Genomic DNA, 19,288 nt, shown 5'->3' with positions numbered 1-19,288 from the left:
TCGCCGCCGCGGCCCGTGGAGCCTAGCTTCCGGGCACCATGGAACCCCTCATCGCGTCCCTGCCCTGGGCAGCTCTGTGTGTGTGGGCCCTGCTGCGGCTGGTGCCCAGTCCGCGGCTTGGCGCGTTCCCCGCGCGGGGATTCGGATCGGGCTCGCCGACCGTCACCGTGGTGGTGCCGACGCTGAACGCGGGGCACGACATCGGTCCCTGTCTGGGGACGCTGCTCGCGGCTCGCTATCCGAACCTGGAGATCATCGTCGCCGACCAGTCGAGCAGCGACGGCACCCTCGAGGTCGCGCGCGCCGTCGCGGAGCGCTCGCACCGGGTGCGGGTGCTCGGCGTGGGCACCCCGCGGGAGGGCTGGCGGTCGCGGGCCTGGGCCTGCCGGGAGGGCGCGCGCGCGGGCGCCGGTGAGTTGCTGCTGTTCTCGGACCCCGACACGCGCCACCATCCGGAGGCGCTCGCTCGCGCGGTAGCGGCGCTCGAGGAGGGGGAGGCCGCGGCCCTGAGCCTGCTCCCGAGGCACGAGTTGGAGACGCTGCTCGAGCGCGTGCTGGCGCCGGCTCTGCTAGCCAGAGGCGAGCTGGCTTATCTGAACGCCAGGCTGGTCAACCGGGTGCGCGACGCGCGTAGCGTGCTCGTGAATCCCGGCTTCCTGCTCGTGCGGCGCGCGGCCTACCTGAACGCCGGCGGACACGAGGCCGCGCGCGCCGATGCGACCGCCGATACGAGCGTGGCCAGACGCGTGCTCGAGGGAGGAGGCGTCGTGCGCCTGCTGCACGGAGAGCGATTCCTGTCCAGCCGGGCGTTCGGCGCTCGACGCGAGCGTAAGCCCGGGCCCGTCGGCGCGCTGGCGGCGGGCGCCCGCACCGCCCGGAGGTCCTCCGGTCCCGTGGGCTCTTGGCTGGGCTCGGCGTTGACGCTGGCGCTCTGGGTGATCCCGCCCCTGGCGCTGGCGCTGGCGTGGGGAGGGGCCGTCGGCCGCTGGGGCCTGTATGCCACCGGCCTGTCGCTGCTGTTCTGGGTCCTCACCTACGCGCGTCACGCGCAGCCCATTCTGTTCGCGCTGACCTACCCCGTGGGCGCGCTGGCGACGGCGGCGCTGGAGGCTCGCGCGAACCCGGACCCGACGTGAGGGGGGAGGCGGCCGGCTACGATCCCGTGGACCTGGCCCAACGCCTCAAGCGCAGGGCCGCCACGGAGGGGTGTGAGTCCGCCGGCGTGTGCCGGCTCCGGCCGAGCGACCACGGGGATCTGCTCGAGCGTTGGCTGGCCGACGGACTGCACGGCGACATGGCCTACCTGGAGCGCGACGATGCGGTCGCACGGCGCCTCGACCCGCGAGCGCGTGACCAGCGGCTGCGCTCGGCGCTCGTGATCGCGGATTCCTACGGCGCGGGGGACCTGGTCGACCCCGCGGATAGGGAGCGCGCGACCATCGCCCGCTACGCCCGCGGGCGCGACTACCACCGGGTAGTCAAGGGAAGGCTCCGGCGTCTGCTGCGCTGGCTGGAGGGCGAGGTGGGGCGACCGTTGCCGGCGGCGCGCGCGTGCGTGGACACGAGCCCGGTGCTGGAACGCGAGCTGGCGCGCACGGCGGGCCTGGGCTGGTTCGGCCGCAATACCATGCTGATTCACCCGCGCCGCGGCTCGTACTTCTTCCTGGGCGTTCTCTTGACTGAGCTCGAACTCGCCCCCGATGAGCCCTTCACGGCAGACCACTGCGGCACGTGTCGGGCGTGCCTGGACGCATGCCCGACGGACGCGCTCCTGGGTCGCGACTCGGCCGGGGCGCCCGTGATGGACGCGCGGCGCTGCATCTCCTACCTCACGATCGAGCACCGCGGGCCGATCCCGGCGGAGCTGCGGCCGGCGATCGGAAACCGCGTTTTCGGCTGCGATATCTGTCAGGAGGTGTGTCCGTTCAACGTTCGTTTCGCGACGTCCGAGGGGGACCCCGCCTACGCGGCGCGCGGGCCCGGCGAGGCGCCGGCGGGTGTCGCGCCGGTTGGATCGACGGGCGCGGCGCACCCCGGCACCGACGCGCCGGCGCTCTTGGACCTGCTGAGAATGAGCGAGGAGGAATGGGACGAATTCTCGCGCGGCTCGGCGATCAGGCGCGCCGGGTACGTGGGCTTCAGGCGTAACGTGGTCGTGGCGATCGGCAACTGGTTGGCCGGGCCCGGACCGCCCGACGACGAAGCCGTGCGCCTGCTGGGCGACGCGCTGGAGGACGAGGAGCCGCTCGTGCGCGAACACGCCGCGTGGGCGCTGGAGCGCGCCGCGGAGCGCCGGTTGCCTGTGGCGATTCTCCCCACCGAGGACGGGACTCCTCCCCACTGACCGGGGCCGCGTCGCGGCGCATTCTCTGTAGAGGATGCCCCGTTACAGGTGAGAATCATGCCCACCTCGTCCGCGAGACCAGCGCCCCCGCCGGAGCCGCCGCCGGGTCAGCCGTCGCCCTTCGAAGAGGCCCCTTTTCTGGTCATCTGGGAGACGACGAGATCCTGCGACCTGGCCTGCAAGCACTGCCGCGCGGAAGCCTGTCCCATCAGGGAGCCCGACGAGCTGAGCACCTTCGAGGCGAAGAAGATGCTCGATGAGGTGCGCGAGTTCGGCCCCATCGTATTCGTCTTCAGCGGGGGTGACTGCCTCAAGCGTCCGGACATCTTCGAGCTGACCGCGCACGCGGCGAACCTGGGGCTGCGCGTCGCCGCCACGCCGGCGGCCACGCCGCTCGCCGATCGGGAGCGCCTCGAGCGATTCCGCGACGCGGGCCTGGCTCGCCTGGCCGTCAGCATCGACTCCGCGTCCGACGCCATCCACGACGACTTTCGCGGCGTGCCCGGCGCCTGGGACCAGGCCGTGCGCGTGCTGGAGGAAGCTCGGGACGCGGGCCTGTCCACGCAGATCAACACCGTCGTCGCGCACCACAACTTCGACGACCTGGAGGCCATGGCGGCCCTGGCCGAGCGCCTCGGCATCGTCTTCTGGGAGGTGTTCTTCCTCGTACCCGTCGGCCGCGCGCGGCCCGAAGATGTGGTCGGCGCGGACGCCTTCGAGCGGACTCTGCGATGGCTGCACCGACGGGGGGAGACGCTGCCCTTCGACGTGAAGGCGACGGCGGCGCCTCACTGCCACAGGGTCGCCTGGCAGGAGGCGGCAAAGGCGGACCGCGCCGCGCGGCGAGCCGGCTCGCCTCCGGGAGCCGTCAGTGCCACGCAGATGCCCGGCGCGAGGCGCTCCCGCCACGCGGGTCGAGTGCAGCGAGACGGCATAGGCCGTGCCCGCGGCGTCAACGACGGCGACGGTTTCGTGTTCGTGGGCCGCAAGGGCGAGATCCAGCCTTCCGGCTTCCTTCCGATCACGGTTGGCAACGTGCGCCGGGATGGCCTCGCGCGGACGTACCGTGAGGCTCCGCTGATGCGTGCCCTGCGCGACCGCGACCGGCTCAAGGGGAAGTGCGCGGTGTGCGCCTTTCGCGGCATCTGCGGCGGCAGCCGCGCGCGCGCCTGGGCGATGACGGGCGACCCCACGGAGTCAGAGCCGTGCTGCGCGTACGTCCCGCCTCGCTACAAGGAGGCAGTGGCCCGCGGAGACGCCGAGCCGGTCGCGTCGTACTTCGCCCGGCGGCTCGCCCGGCTCCAAGCCTGAGTCGCCGTCCGGGCGCCGGGGCCGCGCACTCACAGCAACTTCAGGTACTCCAGCAGAGACCGCTTCTGCGTCTCGGAGAGGTGCGCGAACTCGCGGGAGTGGCCTCCGTTCGACTGACCCCTGATGCTCGTATCGTATACGAAGGGAGTCGACCAGGGCCGGTATCCTTCCGGGTAACGAAAGACGCCTTCGCGGTCGAGCACACCCGCCAGCCCCAGTCGATCGTAGTCCAGCATGTGGCCGCCCACTTCGAACCGTCCCGGTCGCAGCTCGGGATGCATGAGGTGCCAGAGGGTCGGAACCGAGGCGTTGTGCAGGTAGGGGGCCGTCGCCCAGAGGCCCGTCAGCGGCGGCGCCACGTAGCCACCGGTCGGCGCCGGATCCAGGTAGCGCGCGTAGTCCAGTTCCTCCAGGACCGCCAGCACGTCGGGTGAGGCGGATTGCCAGCGCACGGGGTCGGTGCCGATGTCGTCGCCGGCCACGAGCGCGTTCGGGAACTCAGTGAGCCTGCCCTCCAGCCCGGGGGCGTATGTGCCGTGGCACTCCGCGCACGCGCGATCGTAGACGGAACGGCCGCGGCGGGCGAGCGCCGAGTCGACCGGCCCCGGAAAGGGAGGAGGCCTGTAGTGGCGCAGGTACTCCATGATCTCGCGCACGCGCGGCACGGAGCGCTCGATCCGGCCTGCCCGGGCCCCCATGGCGGGCATCGCGAAGAACGCGGCGATGCGCGTGAGTCCGTCCAGGTGACGGGCGTCTACTTCGTCGGGCGTCATGGCCGCGAAGCGAGGCCGGCCGGGGATGCGGTACGCGCCGTCGACCGTGAGCGAAGTACGCAGCACCCTGTCGCCCAGGTCGGGGATCTGGGCCAGGCTCACCTCGTCGTCTCGCGTTTCTTCCAGAAGTCCGAGCATGCGCTTGAGCGAGCCGACCCCGTTGGGGGTGCCCGGACCTCCCGGGTTGAATGGCGAAAGCGATCCAAAGCGGCGGTTCAGCTCGGGCACCTCTTCCATGAGCCCCGGAAGTACGTGCTCCTCGATCGTGTGTCGTTCCTCGGCGTTCAGCGCCGGGTACAGCGTGTCCAGGGCGGCCAGGATCCGGTCGGGGACGGAGACGGCATGCGAGTAGGCTTTCGACAGCGCGTCGGAGTACGCCCCCAGGTTGAGCGACGTGTTCGGCAATCCCAGCCAAACCTCGTTCGTCGGGTTTCCCGACTCGTCGTAGAGGACGCCCGCGTGGCAGGAGGCACACCCCAATCCGGCGACCTCCACGACGACACGCGGGAACCCCCGTCGGGCCACCCCGCGCAGCATGCCTACCGGCCCGTCCGCGAACCCTGGGTAGGGGGCGCCCTCCCAGTTGCGGATCGTGTCCGGCGTCACGAACCCGAACTCACGGAGGATCGGCAAGATCGCCTCGGGTTCGAGGGGAATGTCCTCCCCCAGCGCGCGCCGGTTCACCAGCAAGGCCGCTACCGCGACCTTCCACGGGAGCGCGTGCGTTTCGAGGGCATCGGTGTTGAGCGTGCCCAGATCGTCGAGCGCGAAACGCACCATCCCCGACGTCGCGCCGTACGTCTCCGGGAGGGACTCACCGAGCGCCGTGGACTCGCCTTCGGCGTACCCGCGCAACAGGCCCGAACACCCGTTGGAAGCGAGGACCGCGATGGTCAGCAAGGTAGTTGGCACGGGCCGTCGCATGTCACGCCTCCAGAGGTTTCTTGTACAGCGCCAGGTCGTGGAGCTTCGTGGCGCCCAGTTTCTCGACGAAACGCAGGCTCGGCCCGTTCTGGTCGGAGACCCACGTGATGCCGAGGCGTGAGTATCCGGACTCCTTGAGGGCGCGGACGACGCGGTGCAGCATCACGCTGCCGAGGCCCTCGTTCCGCAGCGCGGAAGCCACGCCCGAGAAGACGATCACGGCGCGGTCGCGACGCCGACGATGGCGCAGGTATCGGCTGGGCGTCCACGGCCTCATGCGGGACCGCGTGCTCCGCAGGAAGGGGTTCAGATCGGGAATGCAGACCATCACCCCCGCCGGCGCGCCTTCGTAGTCGGCCAGCACGGACAGCCTCGGATCCACGATCCACGTGAGCGGCCCGGCCTGGAAGTCGAACTCGGCTTTCGGCACCGGCACGAAGTGCGGATTGTCGGCGAAGCTTTCGTTCAGGAGCCAGCGAACGCTCTCGCTGCGGCGCCGGAACCCAGGTCGGCCGAGACTGGTCCAGGCGAGCGCTCCCGAGTTCAAGAGGCGCTCTTGCCGCGGGCCCATGAGCGTCGCCGGGTCGAACTCGGCGAGCTCGAGCTCGAACGTGGACATCGGGAAGAAGGGCCCGTACCCGGCACTTTCGAGCATCCCCGGCAGGTGCGGCGGGGTCCAACACATCGCGCTGTACGGGCGGCGGGCGTACCCGCTCGTCATCACCCCGATCTCCTGCACCGACGTGAGGTTGAAGTTGCCCGCGATCTCCTCGCAGCCCCGCTCGCGCACCCAGCTTTCGGCCGCTTCGAGGAGCAGTCGGCCGGCGTCCTCGTCGTCCGCGACGTCGAAGAAGCCGAAATAGCCCCGCTTCAGGCCGAACCGGCGGTTGGCGTCGTGGTGCACGTGCGCGCTGATTCGGCCTATCGGCCGGCCGCGCCGATAGGCGGTGAAGGTCGTTCCGTCGCCGGCCTCTCCGAAGAACGGATTGCGCCGCGGATCGAGCAGCCTGCGCAGGTCGCTCGCCATGGGCGACGCGTACGGCCAATCGTCGGGGTACGCTTCGAACGGAACGCGGAAGAATCCGCCGACGTCGCGCTCCTCCAATCGGTAGGTCGGTTGCACGGTCATCCTCCGGGCGTGGGGGGCGGCGTCGCGGACCCAGGGAGAGCGTCGTCGTGGCACGGCCGCTCGATCCGCCCGTTCCACGGATCCAGAAACCAGCCGCGGTGATCGGTACTGGTCGGGCGGCCGAGGAGGCACGACAGAGCTTCCCCGGCCATGAGCTGGCCGGCCGTCAGCACCACCGGGGCGAACGAGGGGCGTGCCCGCAGTCCGTCGAGCACCTCCACCGCCACGCGCGCGTCGAAATGGGCGAGCGCGGAGGTGTGGGTGATCACGAACTCGATCTCACGACGGGCGCACTCGGCTATCTCCCGAGCGGAAAGCGTGGCCGGGTCGCGCCCCAGGGAGGGGAAGTCGAGTCGCTCCTCGGGCCTCGGATCGTCGGGCCCCACGCGGATGAGGGACGGCATGGGGGCGGTGTAGGCGTCTATGACCGCGACTCGGTGTTCCCTGGCCTTACGGTAGAGCTGAATGGCGGCGCGGACGTCGTCCATGCCGTTCACGACGAGCGGATAGGCGGGAAGGATCTCGTCGAGCCTGTCGACCCAGTCGTCGCCCCATGTCGCGACCCGAGCCTCGGGATTCAAGAGATGTACGTGGTCGCGGGCTACGAGCGCCTTTTGCTTACCCACGGTGTCGAGCGTGGCCAGCAACTGGCGGTTCAGGTTGGACAGCTCGAAGCGATCCGGGTCCGTGATGGCGACGTTGCCCACGCCGGCGCGAACAAGGGCGATCAGCGCGGCGCCGCCCATGCCCCCGACGCCGCACACGAACACCGCGCCCGCACGCAGCCGTCGCTGGCCCTCGGCGGTGACGAAGCCAGCGTTGCGCTCGGTCATGACCGAGTAGTCGAAGTCGACGAATGGAGCGCCGTTCATGCTTCACGTGGCCGGGTTCGGGTCGGGGCGCGGCCCAGGTCCCTGGCGTTGGGAGCCACGGTGGCTCTCCCGGCGAGAAAGCGGCGCACGCAGCCCCAGGCCACGCGCGCCGTGAAGCGGCCGATCTGCAGGACATCGTCCCCGCGCTCGTAATCGAGTTCGCGGTGACACCAGGCGTTGATCGCCGGGTTCCTGTGCTTCGGCGCCTCGAAGTAGCTCTTCTTCAGGTGGTCGGATCCGCCGGTGTAGGCGTTCGTGATGACGAAGCGCCGCTCGTCGAAACCCGCGTCCTCGCCCACTCCGAACGCCGACCGGTGTCGGCGCATGATCTGCCGGGCGATTCTGACGTGTGCAGACGTCGGCGCGCTGCCAGGGGCCGGGTGCGCGTGCGCCAGGGTCTGGGCCACCATGCCGGCGATGGCGGGGACCTGAGTCACGCTGCTCACCCAGACCGAGCGCCCGCCCCTGCGCGCCAGGACCAGCGCGATGCTCAGCCCGTAGGACAACCGCGAGAGGCCCCTGCCGCGATGATCGGAATCGAGAACGAGAAGCCCGAGGTGCAGCACGTCCTGGCTGGCGCCGTCGAGCTCGACGTCCAGCAGCGACATGGCGTTGAAGCCAACGAGGCGGCCGCTGTGTCGATCGCGGAGGGTGGTCAGGATGGCCCGGTTCCAGCGCTCGTCGTCTCCTGAAAGCACGCCGTAGGGGAGCTCACCGCCGCCGGCCGCAGGGGCCGCGACCTCGCGCATTTCCCCGAGTAGGCGCGCGCGTCGGGCGTCGTCCAGCCAACGCCCCGGCCGCTCCAGGATGCGCACGGACACGCCCCGAGCGGTCCCGAGCTCCAGGTCCAGCGTTCTCCAGCCCAGCCGATGCATGCGGATCATGGCCGCCTTCCGAGTGTGCGTTCGTTGCACACCCAACATGGCGCGGGCGCGATCGTGGATGTCTACGTAGGGTGACGTAGATGGGGCGGGCAGATGACGTAGGCGCGCGGAGCGCTCGACCTCGCTCCGCTCGACTGCGGGTTTGCCGCCGGCCCCTGCGCTCTACGATCTTCGGCGCTGCCTTGAAATCCTCAGATACCGGGAGCGACGGGTGATGCCCCAGCCGAAACGCCGTCAGTCGGCCTACTGGCGCCGCAACCTGCGCTACGTCGGCGCGCTGCTCGTCGTCTGGTTCGCGGTGTCCTACGGCGCAGGCATCCTGTTCGTGGAGCAACTCGACCGGATCCGCATCCCGGGCACCGGTTTCCCGCTCGGTTTCTGGTTCGCGCAGCAGGGATCCATCTACGTCTTCGTCGTCCTGATCTTCATCTACGTGCGCCTGATGAATCGGCTGGACCGGGAGTTCGGCCTGGACGAGGACGGCTCGTGAACGTCCAGGCCTGGACGTTCACGCTCGTCGCGCTCTCCTTCGCGCTGTACATCGGCGTCGCGATCCTGTCGCGGGCCGGGTCCACGCGCGACTTCTACGTGGCGAGTGGCGGGGTGCCGCCGCTCGCGAACGGCATGGCCACGGCGGCCGACTGGATGTCCGCCGCGTCGTTCATATCCATGGCCGGCCTGATCGCCTTCCGGGGCTACGACGGCTCCGTCTTCCTGATGGGCTGGACGGGCGGCTACGTGCTCCTGGCGCTGCTGCTGGCGCCCTACCTGAGGAAGTTCGGCGCGTACACCGTCCCGGACTTCGTGGGCGATCGATACTACTCGCAGACCGCGCGCATAGTGGCCGTGGTGTGCGCGGTGTTCATCTCGTTCACGTACGTGGCGGGGCAGATGCGCGGCGTCGGCATCGTGTTCAGCCGCTTCCTGGAAGTGCCGGTCCACGTGGGCGTCATGATCGGCATGGGCATCGTCTTCTTCTACGCCGTGCTGGGCGGCATGAAGGGGATCACCTATACGCAGGTGGCGCAGTACTGCGTGCTGATCTTCGCGTATCTGGTGCCGGCGATCTTCCTGTCGCTCCTGATAGCCGGCAAGGCGATCCCGCAACTGGGGTTCGGCGGCGTGGACCAGGCCAGCGGAACGTTCCTGCTCGAGCGCCTGGACGGACTGCACGCGGAGCTGGGGTTCGCGGCGTACACGTCGGGGGTGAAATCGACCATCGACGTGCTGGCCATCACGGCGGCGCTCATGGTCGGGACGGCCGGCCTGCCGCACGTGATCATCCGCTTCTACACCGTCCCGCGGGTGCGCGACGCGCGGGCGAGCGTCGGCTGGGCGCTGCTGTTCATCGCGCTGCTGTACACGACCGCGCCGGCGGTGGCGGCGTTCGCCCGGACCAACCTCCTGAATACCGTCTCGGGCCGGCCGTACGCGGAGGTCCCCGAGTGGTTCACGACCTGGGAATCGACGGGGCTCATCGCGTACGAGGACCACAACGGCGACGGGCACATCCAGTTCGTCGGCCCGGACGCCACCGACCCGGCGGGCGAGCCCGTGCGCAACGAGCTGACCATAGACCAGGACATCATGGTGCTGGCCAACCCGGAGATCGCGCGCCTGCCCAACTGGGTGGTGGGGCTGGTGGCGGCGGGCGGGCTGGCCGCCGCGCTTTCCACGGCGGCAGGCCTCCTCCTGGTGGTGTCGTCGGCGGTGAGCCACGACCTGCTCAAGCGCGCGCTGCGACCCACGATCAGCGAGCGCGGCGAGTTGATCGCGGCGCGCGTCGCGGCCGGCGCCGCGGTGATAGTCGCGGGCTACCTGGGGATCGATCCTCCCGGGTTCGTGGCGGAGGTCGTCGCGTTCGCGTTCGGGCTGGCGGCTTCCTCGTTCTTCCCGATCCTGCTGCTGGGGATATTCTCCCGGCGCATGAACCGGGAAGGCGCCATCGCCGGCATGGTCAGCGGGATCACGTTCACGGCGGCCTACATCGTCTACTTCAAGTTCGTGAACCCCGCCGCCAACGTCCCGGAGAACTGGTGGTTTGGCGTCTCGCCCGAGGGCATCGGTGCGCTGGGCATGCTCGTCAACTTCGGCGTGGCCCTTGTCGTTTCCGCGCTCACGCCGCCGCCACCGGCGCACGTGGGCGCCCTGGTGGACTCCATCCGGGTGCCCTCGGGGGCGGGACCCGCGCACGAGATTTCCGCCTAGGCGCACGAGAGGGCAGTGGAAGGCTGGGAGGAGGGGAGGCTGGCCGTCGCCGCCCTGCACGGGCGACGACGGCCGACCTGAGTCAGAAGGGTAGCGTCGTGCCGATCGTGAACGTGCTCTCGTTCATCGTGGTCCGGCTCTGATTGTACTCGGTGCCCAGCAGGTGCCCGGCGTCCGGACCTAGCGCCTCGTGATCGGACGTGTACACGTAGGAGGCGTCCAGCGGGAAGCCCCACAGCGTCCAGCCCACTCCCGCGGTCAGGGCCCGCGTGCAGATCGCCGGGAAGGTGATGAACACGGTGTTGTGCGGCACCGGGTTCTCGCCATAGATGAAGCCCGTGCGCAGCGCGGTCGAGCCCAGCGCGTACTCGGTTCCCAGCTTCACCGTCCACGTGTCCTGCCAGTGCAGCGGGAAGGGATAGGTGAAGCTCCCGTCGGCCGGGTCGCCGTTCACCATGAGGTTGATGTTCGCGTTCTCGCCGCCGGTGAGCCTGAACGGCATCACGTCCTCGGCGGTCGACCAACGCCTCCATTCGGCTTCTCCGGATACCTTCCATGCGCCGGTGAGAGGCACGCTCATGCCCAGGCCGGCGGTCATGGGCAGGGTGATGGTGGTGGCCGCTTCGTACGCGGCGGCCATACCCACCGAGGGATCGATGCCGGCGGCCGCGAGCTGGTCCAGCACGGCGGCCTGCGCCTGCCCGAGATCCTCCTGATAGGCTTCCGCCCGCGCCGACACCATTGCCATCATCATCTGCCCGAATTGCGCGCTCATGTCGATCAGCGCCCCGCCACCATCCACCTCGAGAGCTCGCTCGGGGGCCCAGGACGCCGACACCGCGAAGCCGGAGGCACGTCGGTAGCCGATGCCCAGATCGGCCGCCCAGGTGAATCCGGAAAAGCCTTCGGAGTTGCCGTAGGCGGTCAATTCCGTGAACTGCTGGAACAGCGGGCCGTATACGGCCGGGTCCAGCCCCGGAATCGCGGCCATGCCCTTCGCTGTGCTAGGCGGCATCGAGAACGGCATCCGGAAGTCGCGAATCTGGCCGTAGACGAGGCTCGCGCTGGCTCCCACCGAGAGTCCGGGTGCCAACTCGTAGGCGACCGCCGGGCCCGCCTTCGCGGCTGCGAAGTAGCTCTCGTAGTCGATGAGATCACCGGTGGATCCGCTCAGCAATTCATGCTTCAACTGAAAGTCGGAGCCGAAGCCGCCGATGGGCTCGAAACCCACCGCCCAGGCCAGGTCGCCAAGCGGACGTCCCACGAAGGCGACGCTGCCCAGGGGGTACACGTGCCGCGTACCGTCCACCCTGGTGTTCGCCGCGTTCTCGAACGTTATGGAGGGCAGGAAGGGCGCCGCGTTGACCTCCAGCATGGCCCGGTCGAAGGCCGCGAGGCCCGCGGGATCGCGGAAGAGGCTGGAAGGCAGAGCCGGTTGGGCGCGGGTTACACACCCCTGGCCGGCGGCGCGCGCGGACATGCAGTGGAGAACGTAGCCGTTGGTCTGGGCCGCCGAGGGCGCGGCGACCAGACCCATCGCGAGGGCGGCCAGCACGGTGCCGGGCCGCATCGCTCTTGTATTCATCAGATCCTCCTGATTGTGGCGTTCGACGACGGAGGGTGCGGTCCCGCGCGCCTCCTCCTTCGGACTCAGGTGGTTCAGACGAAAATGATCTGAGCACCCTCCGTCTTTTCGTAAAACTCCATCGCCGTGATCACATCGTGGACCTGCGGTATCAGGTCCTCTTTCGTGAAGCCCATCATGTCCATGGCCATGTGGCAGGCATACAGCTCCGCGCCCGACTCCTCGAGCGTCTCGAGCAGCTCCCGCACCGGTGGCACTTCGATCGCGTCGATCTGCTTGCGCATCATGCGGCCCGCCATGGCGCCCATTCCGGGCAATCCGCTCACCATGTGCGGCATGTGCATCGCCGGGTTACCGACGATGCCCGGCTGGAGCTTGTCCACGGTCTTCTCACGCACCACATCGAGGCCCCAGAAGGTGAAGAAGATCATGGCGTCTATGTCCATCATGCGGGCGGCGTTGGCCATGATGAGGCCGGGGTAGGCCATGTCCAGGCTGCCCTTCGAGCAGATGATGGCCACCTTGCGCCGCGCCGGTGCTTCTCCGGTTGCCGGCGCGGCCAGGCCTGTTTCCATCCGCGGATCGGTCATTGTCGTGCTCATGGTCAAACCTCCTCAAACGCAGCTCTTGGGCTTGCCCAGCCCGGCCAGTCTGGCCGCCAGCATGCCGGGACCCTTGGGGAAGAGCCGGTACATGTCCTTGGGAGAAATCTCGAGCTCCTTGGTGATGCGACGCAGCCCGGGAGCAACTCCCATGGGGCCCGCGTCGGAGCGGCAGAATTCGATCACTTTCCAGTGGTCGCCGTCGAGGGGGCCGATGCCCACCTGCGCCGCCAGGGTCTCGGCCACGTCGGGCGACCAGTCCGCGGGGTCGACCAGGAATCCGTCGGCGTCGAGCGGAACGGTGCGGTCCCCGACCACCATCCCCCGGCCGTCCGGTCCCGTCCTGGGAGCGGTCGCCGGGGTCGATGAGACCGCCGCTTGCGCAGGCCGCGCCATAGGAGCGGCCGCCGGACGGGCGCGCTCGCGCGGAGGCGCGCTCGTGGTGGGGGCGATCGCCTCACCCGGGGTGACGGGATGCGCGCCCTCGCCGAGCGCCTCCAGGATCGCGAGCGCCGCGCCCAGGCCGCGCCGGACGTGCGGCTGGCGCAGCTTCCTGGCGAGAGCGAACGCTGTCGGCGGCGTCCCCGTGCGCGCTTCTCGCAGCGCGCGCACGGTGCGCTCGGACAGCGTCGCCATCTCCGGCCCCGTGAGGTCGCCCAACATGCGAACCGCCAAGCCGGCGTTCATGGCCAGGTCCCGCAGATCCGCCGGGGCGACCTGTCGCGCCGCGAACGCGGCCGCCGCCGCGCCTTCCCTGGCGGTCTCCAGGACGCCGTTCTTCTCCAGCTCCCAGAGCCGGTCGGCGGCCAGGCGCACCGCGCCGTTGGCCGCGGGCATCATATCCGCCACCATCTCTTCCGCCTCGCTGCGGCGTCGATCCAGCAGAGCGATCGACGTGGTGAGGCGATCGAGCTTGTCGTTCAGTCGTCCGAGTTCTTCGCGCAGCCCTTCCGAGCGCTCGGCTTCGGTCGACCAGGGCATCGACTCGTTCATGGTCAGGTCCACTTCCCCGCCATCGGCATGGCCGGCCCGACGGCGCTGAGGTCCGCACCCCTCATCAGCAGATTCCAGTAGACGCTGCGGAAGGCCAGCTTGCCCCAGTGGTTCGCTTCGCTCTCGGCGAGCAGCGAGAGGGGGCCGAGGCCGGGGAGCGGGAACTTCCCTGGCAGGGGTTCCGTGTCGTAGTTGAAGTCGAGCAGCACCGCCTTGCCGAAGCCCGTCTCGATGAAGCAGTTCGCGTGGCCATCGAAGGCGGACACCGGCTCGCGGCCGCCCACCCACCTGAGCACGTTGTCGAACAGGATCTCGGACTCGAAGTGGGCCACCGATCCCGCCTTCGACGTCGGCACGTCGGTCGCGTCGCCGATCACGAACACGTTGGGCCAATCCCGCGCGACCAGCGTGTATGGATCGGTGGGCACGAAGTCCAGGTCGTCTCCCATGCCGGAGCGGGCGATCACCTCGCTGCCCCTGTGGATCGGGACGGTGACGAGCATGTCGAACGGCACCTCCCTATCATCCCAGCTCTTCAGCACGCCGGCCGATCCATCGACCGAAGCGGCGGCGAAATCGGGTTCGATCTCGATCTCCTTCGTGCGCAGGAGGTCCGCCAGGGCCGCGGAGGCGCGAGGCTTGGTGAAGGCGTCCGAGAGGGAGGTCACGTAGGTCAGCCGGGTCTTCTCCCGCAGCCCGTTCTCCCGCAGGTACCAGTCCGCGAGGAAGGCGAACTCCAGGGGGGCCACGGGGCACTTGATGGGCATGTCGGTCATGTGAACGACGAGCTGCCCACCGTCGAAGCGCTGCAGAGACCGGCCGAGCGCCTGGGCACCCTCCAGCGTGTAGAAGTCGAAGACGCTGTCTCGCCAGCCGGCGGCCGTCATGCCTTCCGTGTCCTCCGGGGCGATGCGGCTTCCGGTGGCGATGATGAGGAGGTCGTAATCCAGGGTCCTTCCGCCCGCCATCCGTACGCGGTTCTGCTCCGGCTCGATCACGTCGATTTCGCCGAAGACCATCGCTACGCCGGAGGGAATGAAGCGAGATCGGGGCTTGAAGAGGTCCCGCTCGTTGTACATGCCGAAGGGCAGGAAGAGCAGGCCGGGCTGATATATGTGCCGGTCATCCCGGTCGATGACGGTGAGGCTCCACTCGTCGGGATCGAGCGCCCGACGGAGCTTCGCGGCCATCATCGTCCCGCCGGTTCCGGCGCCGAGAATCACGATGTTCTTCACTGGTCTCCTCCGCGTTGGGAGGACTGTTTTTCGGTGTCGTCGGGATGCTGGTTCATGGAAGTAATCTTGTGACGCAAAGGGGATCGGACTGTAGGGGAGGACCCGACCGGTCGTAAGGTAATTCCCGTTGTTACAGTCGGGGTCGTAGGCTACTGGGGGGCCTCGATCGTTGTACGATGGACGCCCTCGTGACCGGCGCCTGTCCTTACCTCCGGGAATCCCTCTCGGAGTCGACGGCAGACCCGGCGCGGGCGCGGAATCTCGACACCGGAGAACGATGATCGATTCGCCCACCAGATTCGCGGCCGGACTGGCTTTCGTTGCCTCGGCGCTTGGCGCCAGCGCGTCGCCCGCTTTGGCCCAGGAGCAGGAGGAGGTCGATACGCGCTACGCCCCCAGCCCCGCATTTCCCTTCGGCCGGCCCAACCCCGAGGCGCCGCCCGAGCTCGGCCAGTTCGCGTTCTTCATCGGCGAGTTCGACTGCGTGGACTCGGTGAGGCAGGCGGATGGATCTCGCAACGAGTTCCCGGCGATATGGAACGCGCGCTACTTCCTGAACGGCTTCGGCATCCAGGACCACTACTGGACGCCGACGTTCTTCACCTCGAACGTGCGCATCTTCGATTCGGAGACCGAATCCTGGCGCGTGACCTTCTTCCGCATGCCGGGCTACCAGAGCAGCGCGTGGCAGGGGCGGCAGGTGGGCGACGAGATCCACATCCGCCGAGAGGGCCGCACTGAGGGCCCAGCGCTGACCTTCCACAACATCACCGACCAGGGCTTCGACTGGCACTCCGGCGGCGACGACCCTGGTTGGACGTCGAGCTGTAAACGCAGGCGCTGACGCCGACCGGCCAAGCGGCGGCGGTCGGGGTCACACGTCCCGGTCGGGTTTCAGCGCACCCGCACGACCAGCAGGGCGACATCGTGTTCGGGCGTGACCTCTGTGCCGTCGCCTCGCGTCAGCGACAGAAGCTGGTCCTGCGTGCCGGATGCGACGAACTCGAACAGGTTCGAAGACGTCTCCCAGGTGGGCAGATCCCAGGTGCCGGCGCCGAAGCCGACTCTCGCAATGAACGGCGGCCAGGTGACGCCAGCCGGATCGCTTTCGATGATGTCGCCGAAGTCGTAGCTCTGGAATCGGTGCGCCGCCGCCGAGCGGGCGGCCGGCTCGTCGTCCACGAGCGCGGCCTCCATCAGCTCCGTGAAGAGGGAGGCTATCGGTCTACCGGTCTCCGCCTCCAGTCCCGCGACGCCACCCGAAACGGTGTTCAGCCGCCGCATGAGACCATGCGGGTCACCGGCTCCGTACTGATCCAGCACATAGCGGTGGAACAGCCAGGACGCGCCGTAGAAGGATGAGCCGTTAGGGTTGGGGTTCGGATCCCCCGTGATCCCCGAGAACGGCGCAGCGGCCAGATAGTTATATCCGGTCACGGTCGCGGCCCACATCAGGTAGGACGGGTCGTCCGGAACGGGCCGCTGTCCGGCTACGTAGACATCCGCGGCTCCGATGCGCTGTGTTGGCGCCACGCCCGCGGCGTGCCGGCTGGCGAGCTCCGAGGCCAGCACCGCCGTGCCCTCTTCGATCCAGGGGGCGCGGTGAGGTTCCCTGCCGCCGTAGGTGAACCAGCCGCCGCTACTCACGTGCTTGGCTTCGTGCGCGAAGAGCGCCTTGCCGGGCGCGCGCACGTAGATGATCTCGCTCTCGTTGCTCGCCGGGCAGCTCGCAAACCCCTCGACCGCGTGCTCTGGACGCGGGACCAAGTCGCAGAACGCCACGAAGCCTATGGCCCCACGCATCCAGTCGAGTCTCAGTTGCAGAGCCACGAGGCGGCCGTTGCCGTCCAGGTCTCCGACCTGCTTGTCCAGGACGTTGCCCGCGTCGTCGGTGAACACCTGGACCGTCCCGGGTGGCCCGTAGCCCCCGAACGCCTCCGTTAGCACGGGATGGGAATGCAGATCGTGATACGCCAGGACCTCCTGGATGTCCTGGTCGGAGTACCGGGTGCCGCCCGCGGCCACGAGTCCGTCCTCCTCGTAGTACGCGACGGTCTCCGAGAAAGCCCTCAGCGTAGCGCCGACGGTGACGAGCTGGTCTGCGTCGCCGAACACCAGGAATTCACGGTGAGGAGCCGGGTCGGCGAGAAGCGCGGCGTGGGTACCAGTCGCGTTCACACGCGGTCGGAACGAGCGGCCGACGGCCTCTATGGTCTCCTCGTGGTACCACCCGGTCGTGGGATCGGGCGCGATCTGGAGAGCGACCGACCCGTCGATTTGCGGAAGCTGGGGCTCATCGACACGCAGGCCGGCTCCCATGGCCGCTTGACCCTCCGTCGCGGCGTTGAGCGCCAGTCCTCCGGCCACTTCGCGAGTCCAGATGCGATCCTGGCCGCGTGCCATCACGCCCACGCGGTATGTGCCCGCGTCGGACGCCGGCAGCAGGGGTGGGCACGGGTTGGGGTACGTGGTGATATCGACCTCGCCCACGGCCAGCAGCAACGCACCCTGGCAAATCCGGGCGTCGTAGGCGCGCTCGCCGCCGATCCCGTCGATGTCGGTCGCGCGAATCGTGAACGGGAACACGCCATCCACCGTCGGAACGCCGCCGAGCACGCCGTCCGCCGACAGGTCGAGTCCCGGGGGCAGGATCCCCGCGGTGACCGACCACGTATAGCCGGTCTCCTCGGCTCCTCCTCGCGCGGTCATGCTCACGTCTACCGCCCTCGTCCGCCGCATCACGGGCAGGTCGGTGAAGATGCGGACGCCGTCGAAGGCGTTGGCGGAGATCACGACGGCCGTCACCCTGCCCTGTCCGTCGTCCGCCATGATCTCGAGTCGTTGCTGTCCGACGACCGAACCGAGGGTCCAGCGGCCGGCTAGCTTCCCATCGGCGCCGGTGAACTGGCCCTCGGGAGCAATAGTGCCGTTGCCCGACACCACGGTCCAGGTCAGCGCGAGCCCTCCGTATGGCTGGCCCTCGTCGTCGAGGACCTCCACGACGATCGGCGCGGCGAGCTCACGTCCGACCGGGCCCTCCTGGCCACCCCCCGTCACCGCGCCGAAGCCTCCGAGCGCGGGCTTTATCGCCGTGACCGAGGCCTCGGCCGCGTGGGTCCCAGAAGTCACCAGAAGCCGCTGGGGGCCGGCTTCGAGTCCCAGCGTCCAGGCGATGGCGACTCGTCCGTCGGCGCCGGTGACGTTTTCGCCTTCAGCGACGGTGCCGGCGCCCTCCACGACGGTCGTGGTGACGGAGATGCCGGGCATCGGCCCGCCGGTCTGGTCGAGCGCTACGGCCGTGACGTCGAGTGTCTCGAAGGTGCGCGCGCTCGCGGGTACGCCTTCCAGCAGAAGCGTCGTGAGCACGGGATCCGGCGGAGGCTCGACAACGGTCAGGATCGCCTCGGCGAACTTGCTGCCCGACGACGCACGCAGCTGGTGCACGCCAGGGCTCGCCCCGACGTTCCAGACCGCGCTGACGCTGCCGGACGCGTCGCTGACGGCCGACGCGGGATCCGCGGTGCCGCCTCCCGCCATGACGTCGAATCGGATCGACATGCCGGAGAGCGGCCGGCCGCCATCGTCCCTGATGACGACGGTGAACGGCACCGAAGAGCCAGTGGACGAAGTCGACGGGATGGTCGAGAACGTCAGGCTGCCGACCGTGGGCGTGGGATCCGGCGGGGTTCCCTCATCCCCGCAGGCTACGCCGGCGATGCCCGCCGCGATCAAGAGCATTAGTGCACGTACACGAACAGTCCGTTGCGCACCCATTTGGCCTTACTCGGCTACATGGATATCGCGTACTGGCGGTACGGAAGCTGTTCCTCCGATTCCAATGATTGAGCCGGTTGCTCGTTGCGCCTAGAGGGAATCTCCCCACAGGTGGAGCGGAAGGTGCCCACGGGCCGCGGCCTCAGAAAAGCTTCGCCGCCGCCCAGAAGCCCAGGAAGGTGCCGATGGCGTTGCCGAGCGAGCCGATGAGAATGCCGGGCACGACCAGGTCCCCGCGTCCCAGGCTGCGCGCCACGGCCAGAGCCGAGGTGCCTCCGCCGATGTTGGCCTGCGAGGCGACGGCCGCGGTTTCCGGATCGATACGCAGCAGGCGCGCGCCCGCGAAGGTGTGGGGATGCACCGGCCAGCCCGCGGCAGGTACACAAACGTCTTGACAAAAAAAATTTGTCAAGACATTATGGAGCCATGACGACGACGAGCGTGACCACCGAGCCGACCCCGATCGCCTTCCTGGAGGGCCTGGAAGGCGCTGTGCTGCTGAGGGATCCCGAACGGCGCAGGCTGGTCGAGGAGCTGCGTGAGCTGCCCGATTCGGCGGCCGGCCTGGCTCAGCGCCTGGGTCAGACCCGCCAGCGGCTGAACTACCACCTGCGGGCGCTGGAAGAGGCCGGGGTGCTGGAGCTGCACCAGGAG

The 19,288-nt window shown here is 69.2% G+C and carries 16 protein-coding genes and 1 pseudogene; 7 read left to right on the top strand and 10 right to left on the bottom strand.

The genetic code is table 11. The features are described 5' to 3' along the window. Nucleotides 1-38 precede the first annotated feature (38 nt). From ABFS34_02185 to ABFS34_02175, 3 genes are read left to right on the top strand one after another with little or no spacing between them, the layout of a single operon-like run. Nucleotides 39-1,136 (top strand): glycosyltransferase family A protein, encoded by a 1,098-nt coding sequence (locus ABFS34_02185; protein MEN8374237.1) that lies wholly within the window; start codon nucleotides 39-41, stop codon nucleotides 1,134-1,136. Next, complete coding sequence (gene queG, locus ABFS34_02180; protein MEN8374236.1) at nucleotides 1,133-2,344, top strand: tRNA epoxyqueuosine(34) reductase QueG; 1,212 nt, start codon at nucleotides 1,133-1,135, stop codon at nucleotides 2,342-2,344. Before ABFS34_02185 ends, queG begins: the two co-directional genes overlap by 4 nt. Before the next feature lie 57 nt (nucleotides 2,345-2,401). Then, complete coding sequence (locus ABFS34_02175) at nucleotides 2,402-3,655, top strand: TIGR04053 family radical SAM/SPASM domain-containing protein (GenBank protein MEN8374235.1); 1,254 nt, start codon at nucleotides 2,402-2,404, stop codon at nucleotides 3,653-3,655. A 29-nt stretch (nucleotides 3,656-3,684) separates the two neighbouring features. Here ABFS34_02175 and ABFS34_02170 read toward each other — a convergent pair whose 3' ends face one another. From ABFS34_02170 to ABFS34_02155, 4 genes are read right to left on the bottom strand one after another with little or no spacing between them, the layout of a single operon-like run. Beyond that, nucleotides 3,685-5,352: a hypothetical protein gene (locus tag ABFS34_02170; GenBank protein ID MEN8374234.1), complete on the bottom strand. Its 1,668-nt coding sequence runs from the start codon at nucleotides 5,350-5,352 to the stop codon at nucleotides 3,685-3,687. A gap of 1 nt (nucleotide 5,353) precedes the next feature. Continuing rightward, nucleotides 5,354-6,475: a GNAT family N-acetyltransferase gene (locus ABFS34_02165; GenBank protein ID MEN8374233.1), complete on the bottom strand. Its 1,122-nt coding sequence runs from the start codon at nucleotides 6,473-6,475 to the stop codon at nucleotides 5,354-5,356. Nucleotides 6,476-6,477: 2 nt separating this feature from the next. Beyond that, entirely contained in the window at nucleotides 6,478-7,353 is an 876-nt protein-coding gene (locus tag ABFS34_02160) for a ThiF family adenylyltransferase (protein ID MEN8374232.1), read from the bottom strand. After that, nucleotides 7,350-8,237 (bottom strand): hypothetical protein, encoded by an 888-nt coding sequence (locus ABFS34_02155; protein MEN8374231.1) that lies wholly within the window; start codon nucleotides 8,235-8,237, stop codon nucleotides 7,350-7,352. Before ABFS34_02155 ends, ABFS34_02160 begins: the two co-directional genes overlap by 4 nt. Before the next feature lie 214 nt (nucleotides 8,238-8,451). Between ABFS34_02155 and ABFS34_02150 the strand changes: the two genes are divergently transcribed. Together ABFS34_02150 and ABFS34_02145 are read left to right on the top strand one after the other, a co-directional pair. Then, nucleotides 8,452-8,727: a DUF4212 domain-containing protein gene (locus tag ABFS34_02150; GenBank protein ID MEN8374230.1), complete on the top strand. Its 276-nt coding sequence runs from the start codon at nucleotides 8,452-8,454 to the stop codon at nucleotides 8,725-8,727. Next, nucleotides 8,724-10,445: a sodium:solute symporter family protein gene (locus ABFS34_02145; GenBank protein ID MEN8374229.1), complete on the top strand. Its 1,722-nt coding sequence runs from the start codon at nucleotides 8,724-8,726 to the stop codon at nucleotides 10,443-10,445. Before ABFS34_02150 ends, ABFS34_02145 begins: the two co-directional genes overlap by 4 nt. 82 nt (nucleotides 10,446-10,527) lie before the next feature. On the opposite strand, the gene ABFS34_02140 is transcribed toward ABFS34_02145, so the two are convergent. The 4 genes from ABFS34_02140 to ABFS34_02125 all read right to left on the bottom strand — a co-directional run bounded on the left by ABFS34_02140 (nucleotide 10,528) and on the right by ABFS34_02125 (nucleotide 14,860). After that, on the bottom strand, nucleotides 10,528-12,030 hold the full coding sequence (locus tag ABFS34_02140) for an outer membrane protein transport protein (GenBank protein ID MEN8374228.1): 1,503 nt from the start codon (nucleotides 12,028-12,030) through the stop codon (nucleotides 10,528-10,530). 74 nt (nucleotides 12,031-12,104) lie between these two features. Next, a complete protein-coding gene (locus tag ABFS34_02135; GenBank protein ID MEN8374227.1) occupies nucleotides 12,105-12,632 on the bottom strand; it encodes a DsrE/DsrF/DrsH-like family protein in 528 nt (175 codons plus the stop codon). Between the two features lie 12 nt (nucleotides 12,633-12,644). Beyond that, complete coding sequence (locus ABFS34_02130; GenBank protein ID MEN8374226.1) at nucleotides 12,645-13,625, bottom strand: TusE/DsrC/DsvC family sulfur relay protein; 981 nt, start codon at nucleotides 13,623-13,625, stop codon at nucleotides 12,645-12,647. 2 nt (nucleotides 13,626-13,627) lie between these two features. Continuing rightward, complete coding sequence (locus ABFS34_02125) at nucleotides 13,628-14,860, bottom strand: FAD/NAD(P)-binding oxidoreductase (protein MEN8374225.1); 1,233 nt, start codon at nucleotides 14,858-14,860, stop codon at nucleotides 13,628-13,630. A gap of 277 nt (nucleotides 14,861-15,137) precedes the next feature. Here ABFS34_02125 and ABFS34_02120 point away from each other — a divergent pair, with 277 nt between their 5' ends. After that, nucleotides 15,138-15,704: a hypothetical protein gene (locus ABFS34_02120; GenBank protein ID MEN8374224.1), complete on the top strand. Its 567-nt coding sequence runs from the start codon at nucleotides 15,138-15,140 to the stop codon at nucleotides 15,702-15,704. Between the two features lie 50 nt (nucleotides 15,705-15,754). Here ABFS34_02120 and ABFS34_02115 read toward each other — a convergent pair whose 3' ends face one another. Together ABFS34_02115 and ABFS34_02110 are read right to left on the bottom strand one after the other, a co-directional pair. Beyond that, complete coding sequence (locus ABFS34_02115) at nucleotides 15,755-18,598, bottom strand: Ig domain-containing protein (GenBank protein ID MEN8374223.1); 2,844 nt, start codon at nucleotides 18,596-18,598, stop codon at nucleotides 15,755-15,757. A 178-nt stretch (nucleotides 18,599-18,776) separates the two neighbouring features. Further along, nucleotides 18,777-18,971: pseudogene (locus ABFS34_02110) on the bottom strand (DUF819 family protein). Between the two features lie 89 nt (nucleotides 18,972-19,060). Between ABFS34_02110 and ABFS34_02105 the strand changes: the two are divergent. Continuing rightward, nucleotides 19,061-19,288, top strand: a 228-nt coding sequence (locus ABFS34_02105; GenBank protein ID MEN8374222.1) for a winged helix-turn-helix domain-containing protein, incomplete at its 3' end; no start/stop codon positions are given.

This window comes from Gemmatimonadota bacterium (genome assembly GCA_039715185.1).
GTDB lineage: Bacteria > Gemmatimonadota > Gemmatimonadetes > Longimicrobiales > RSA9 > DATHRK01.
This window is presented reverse-complemented; position numbering and strand designations above follow the sequence as displayed.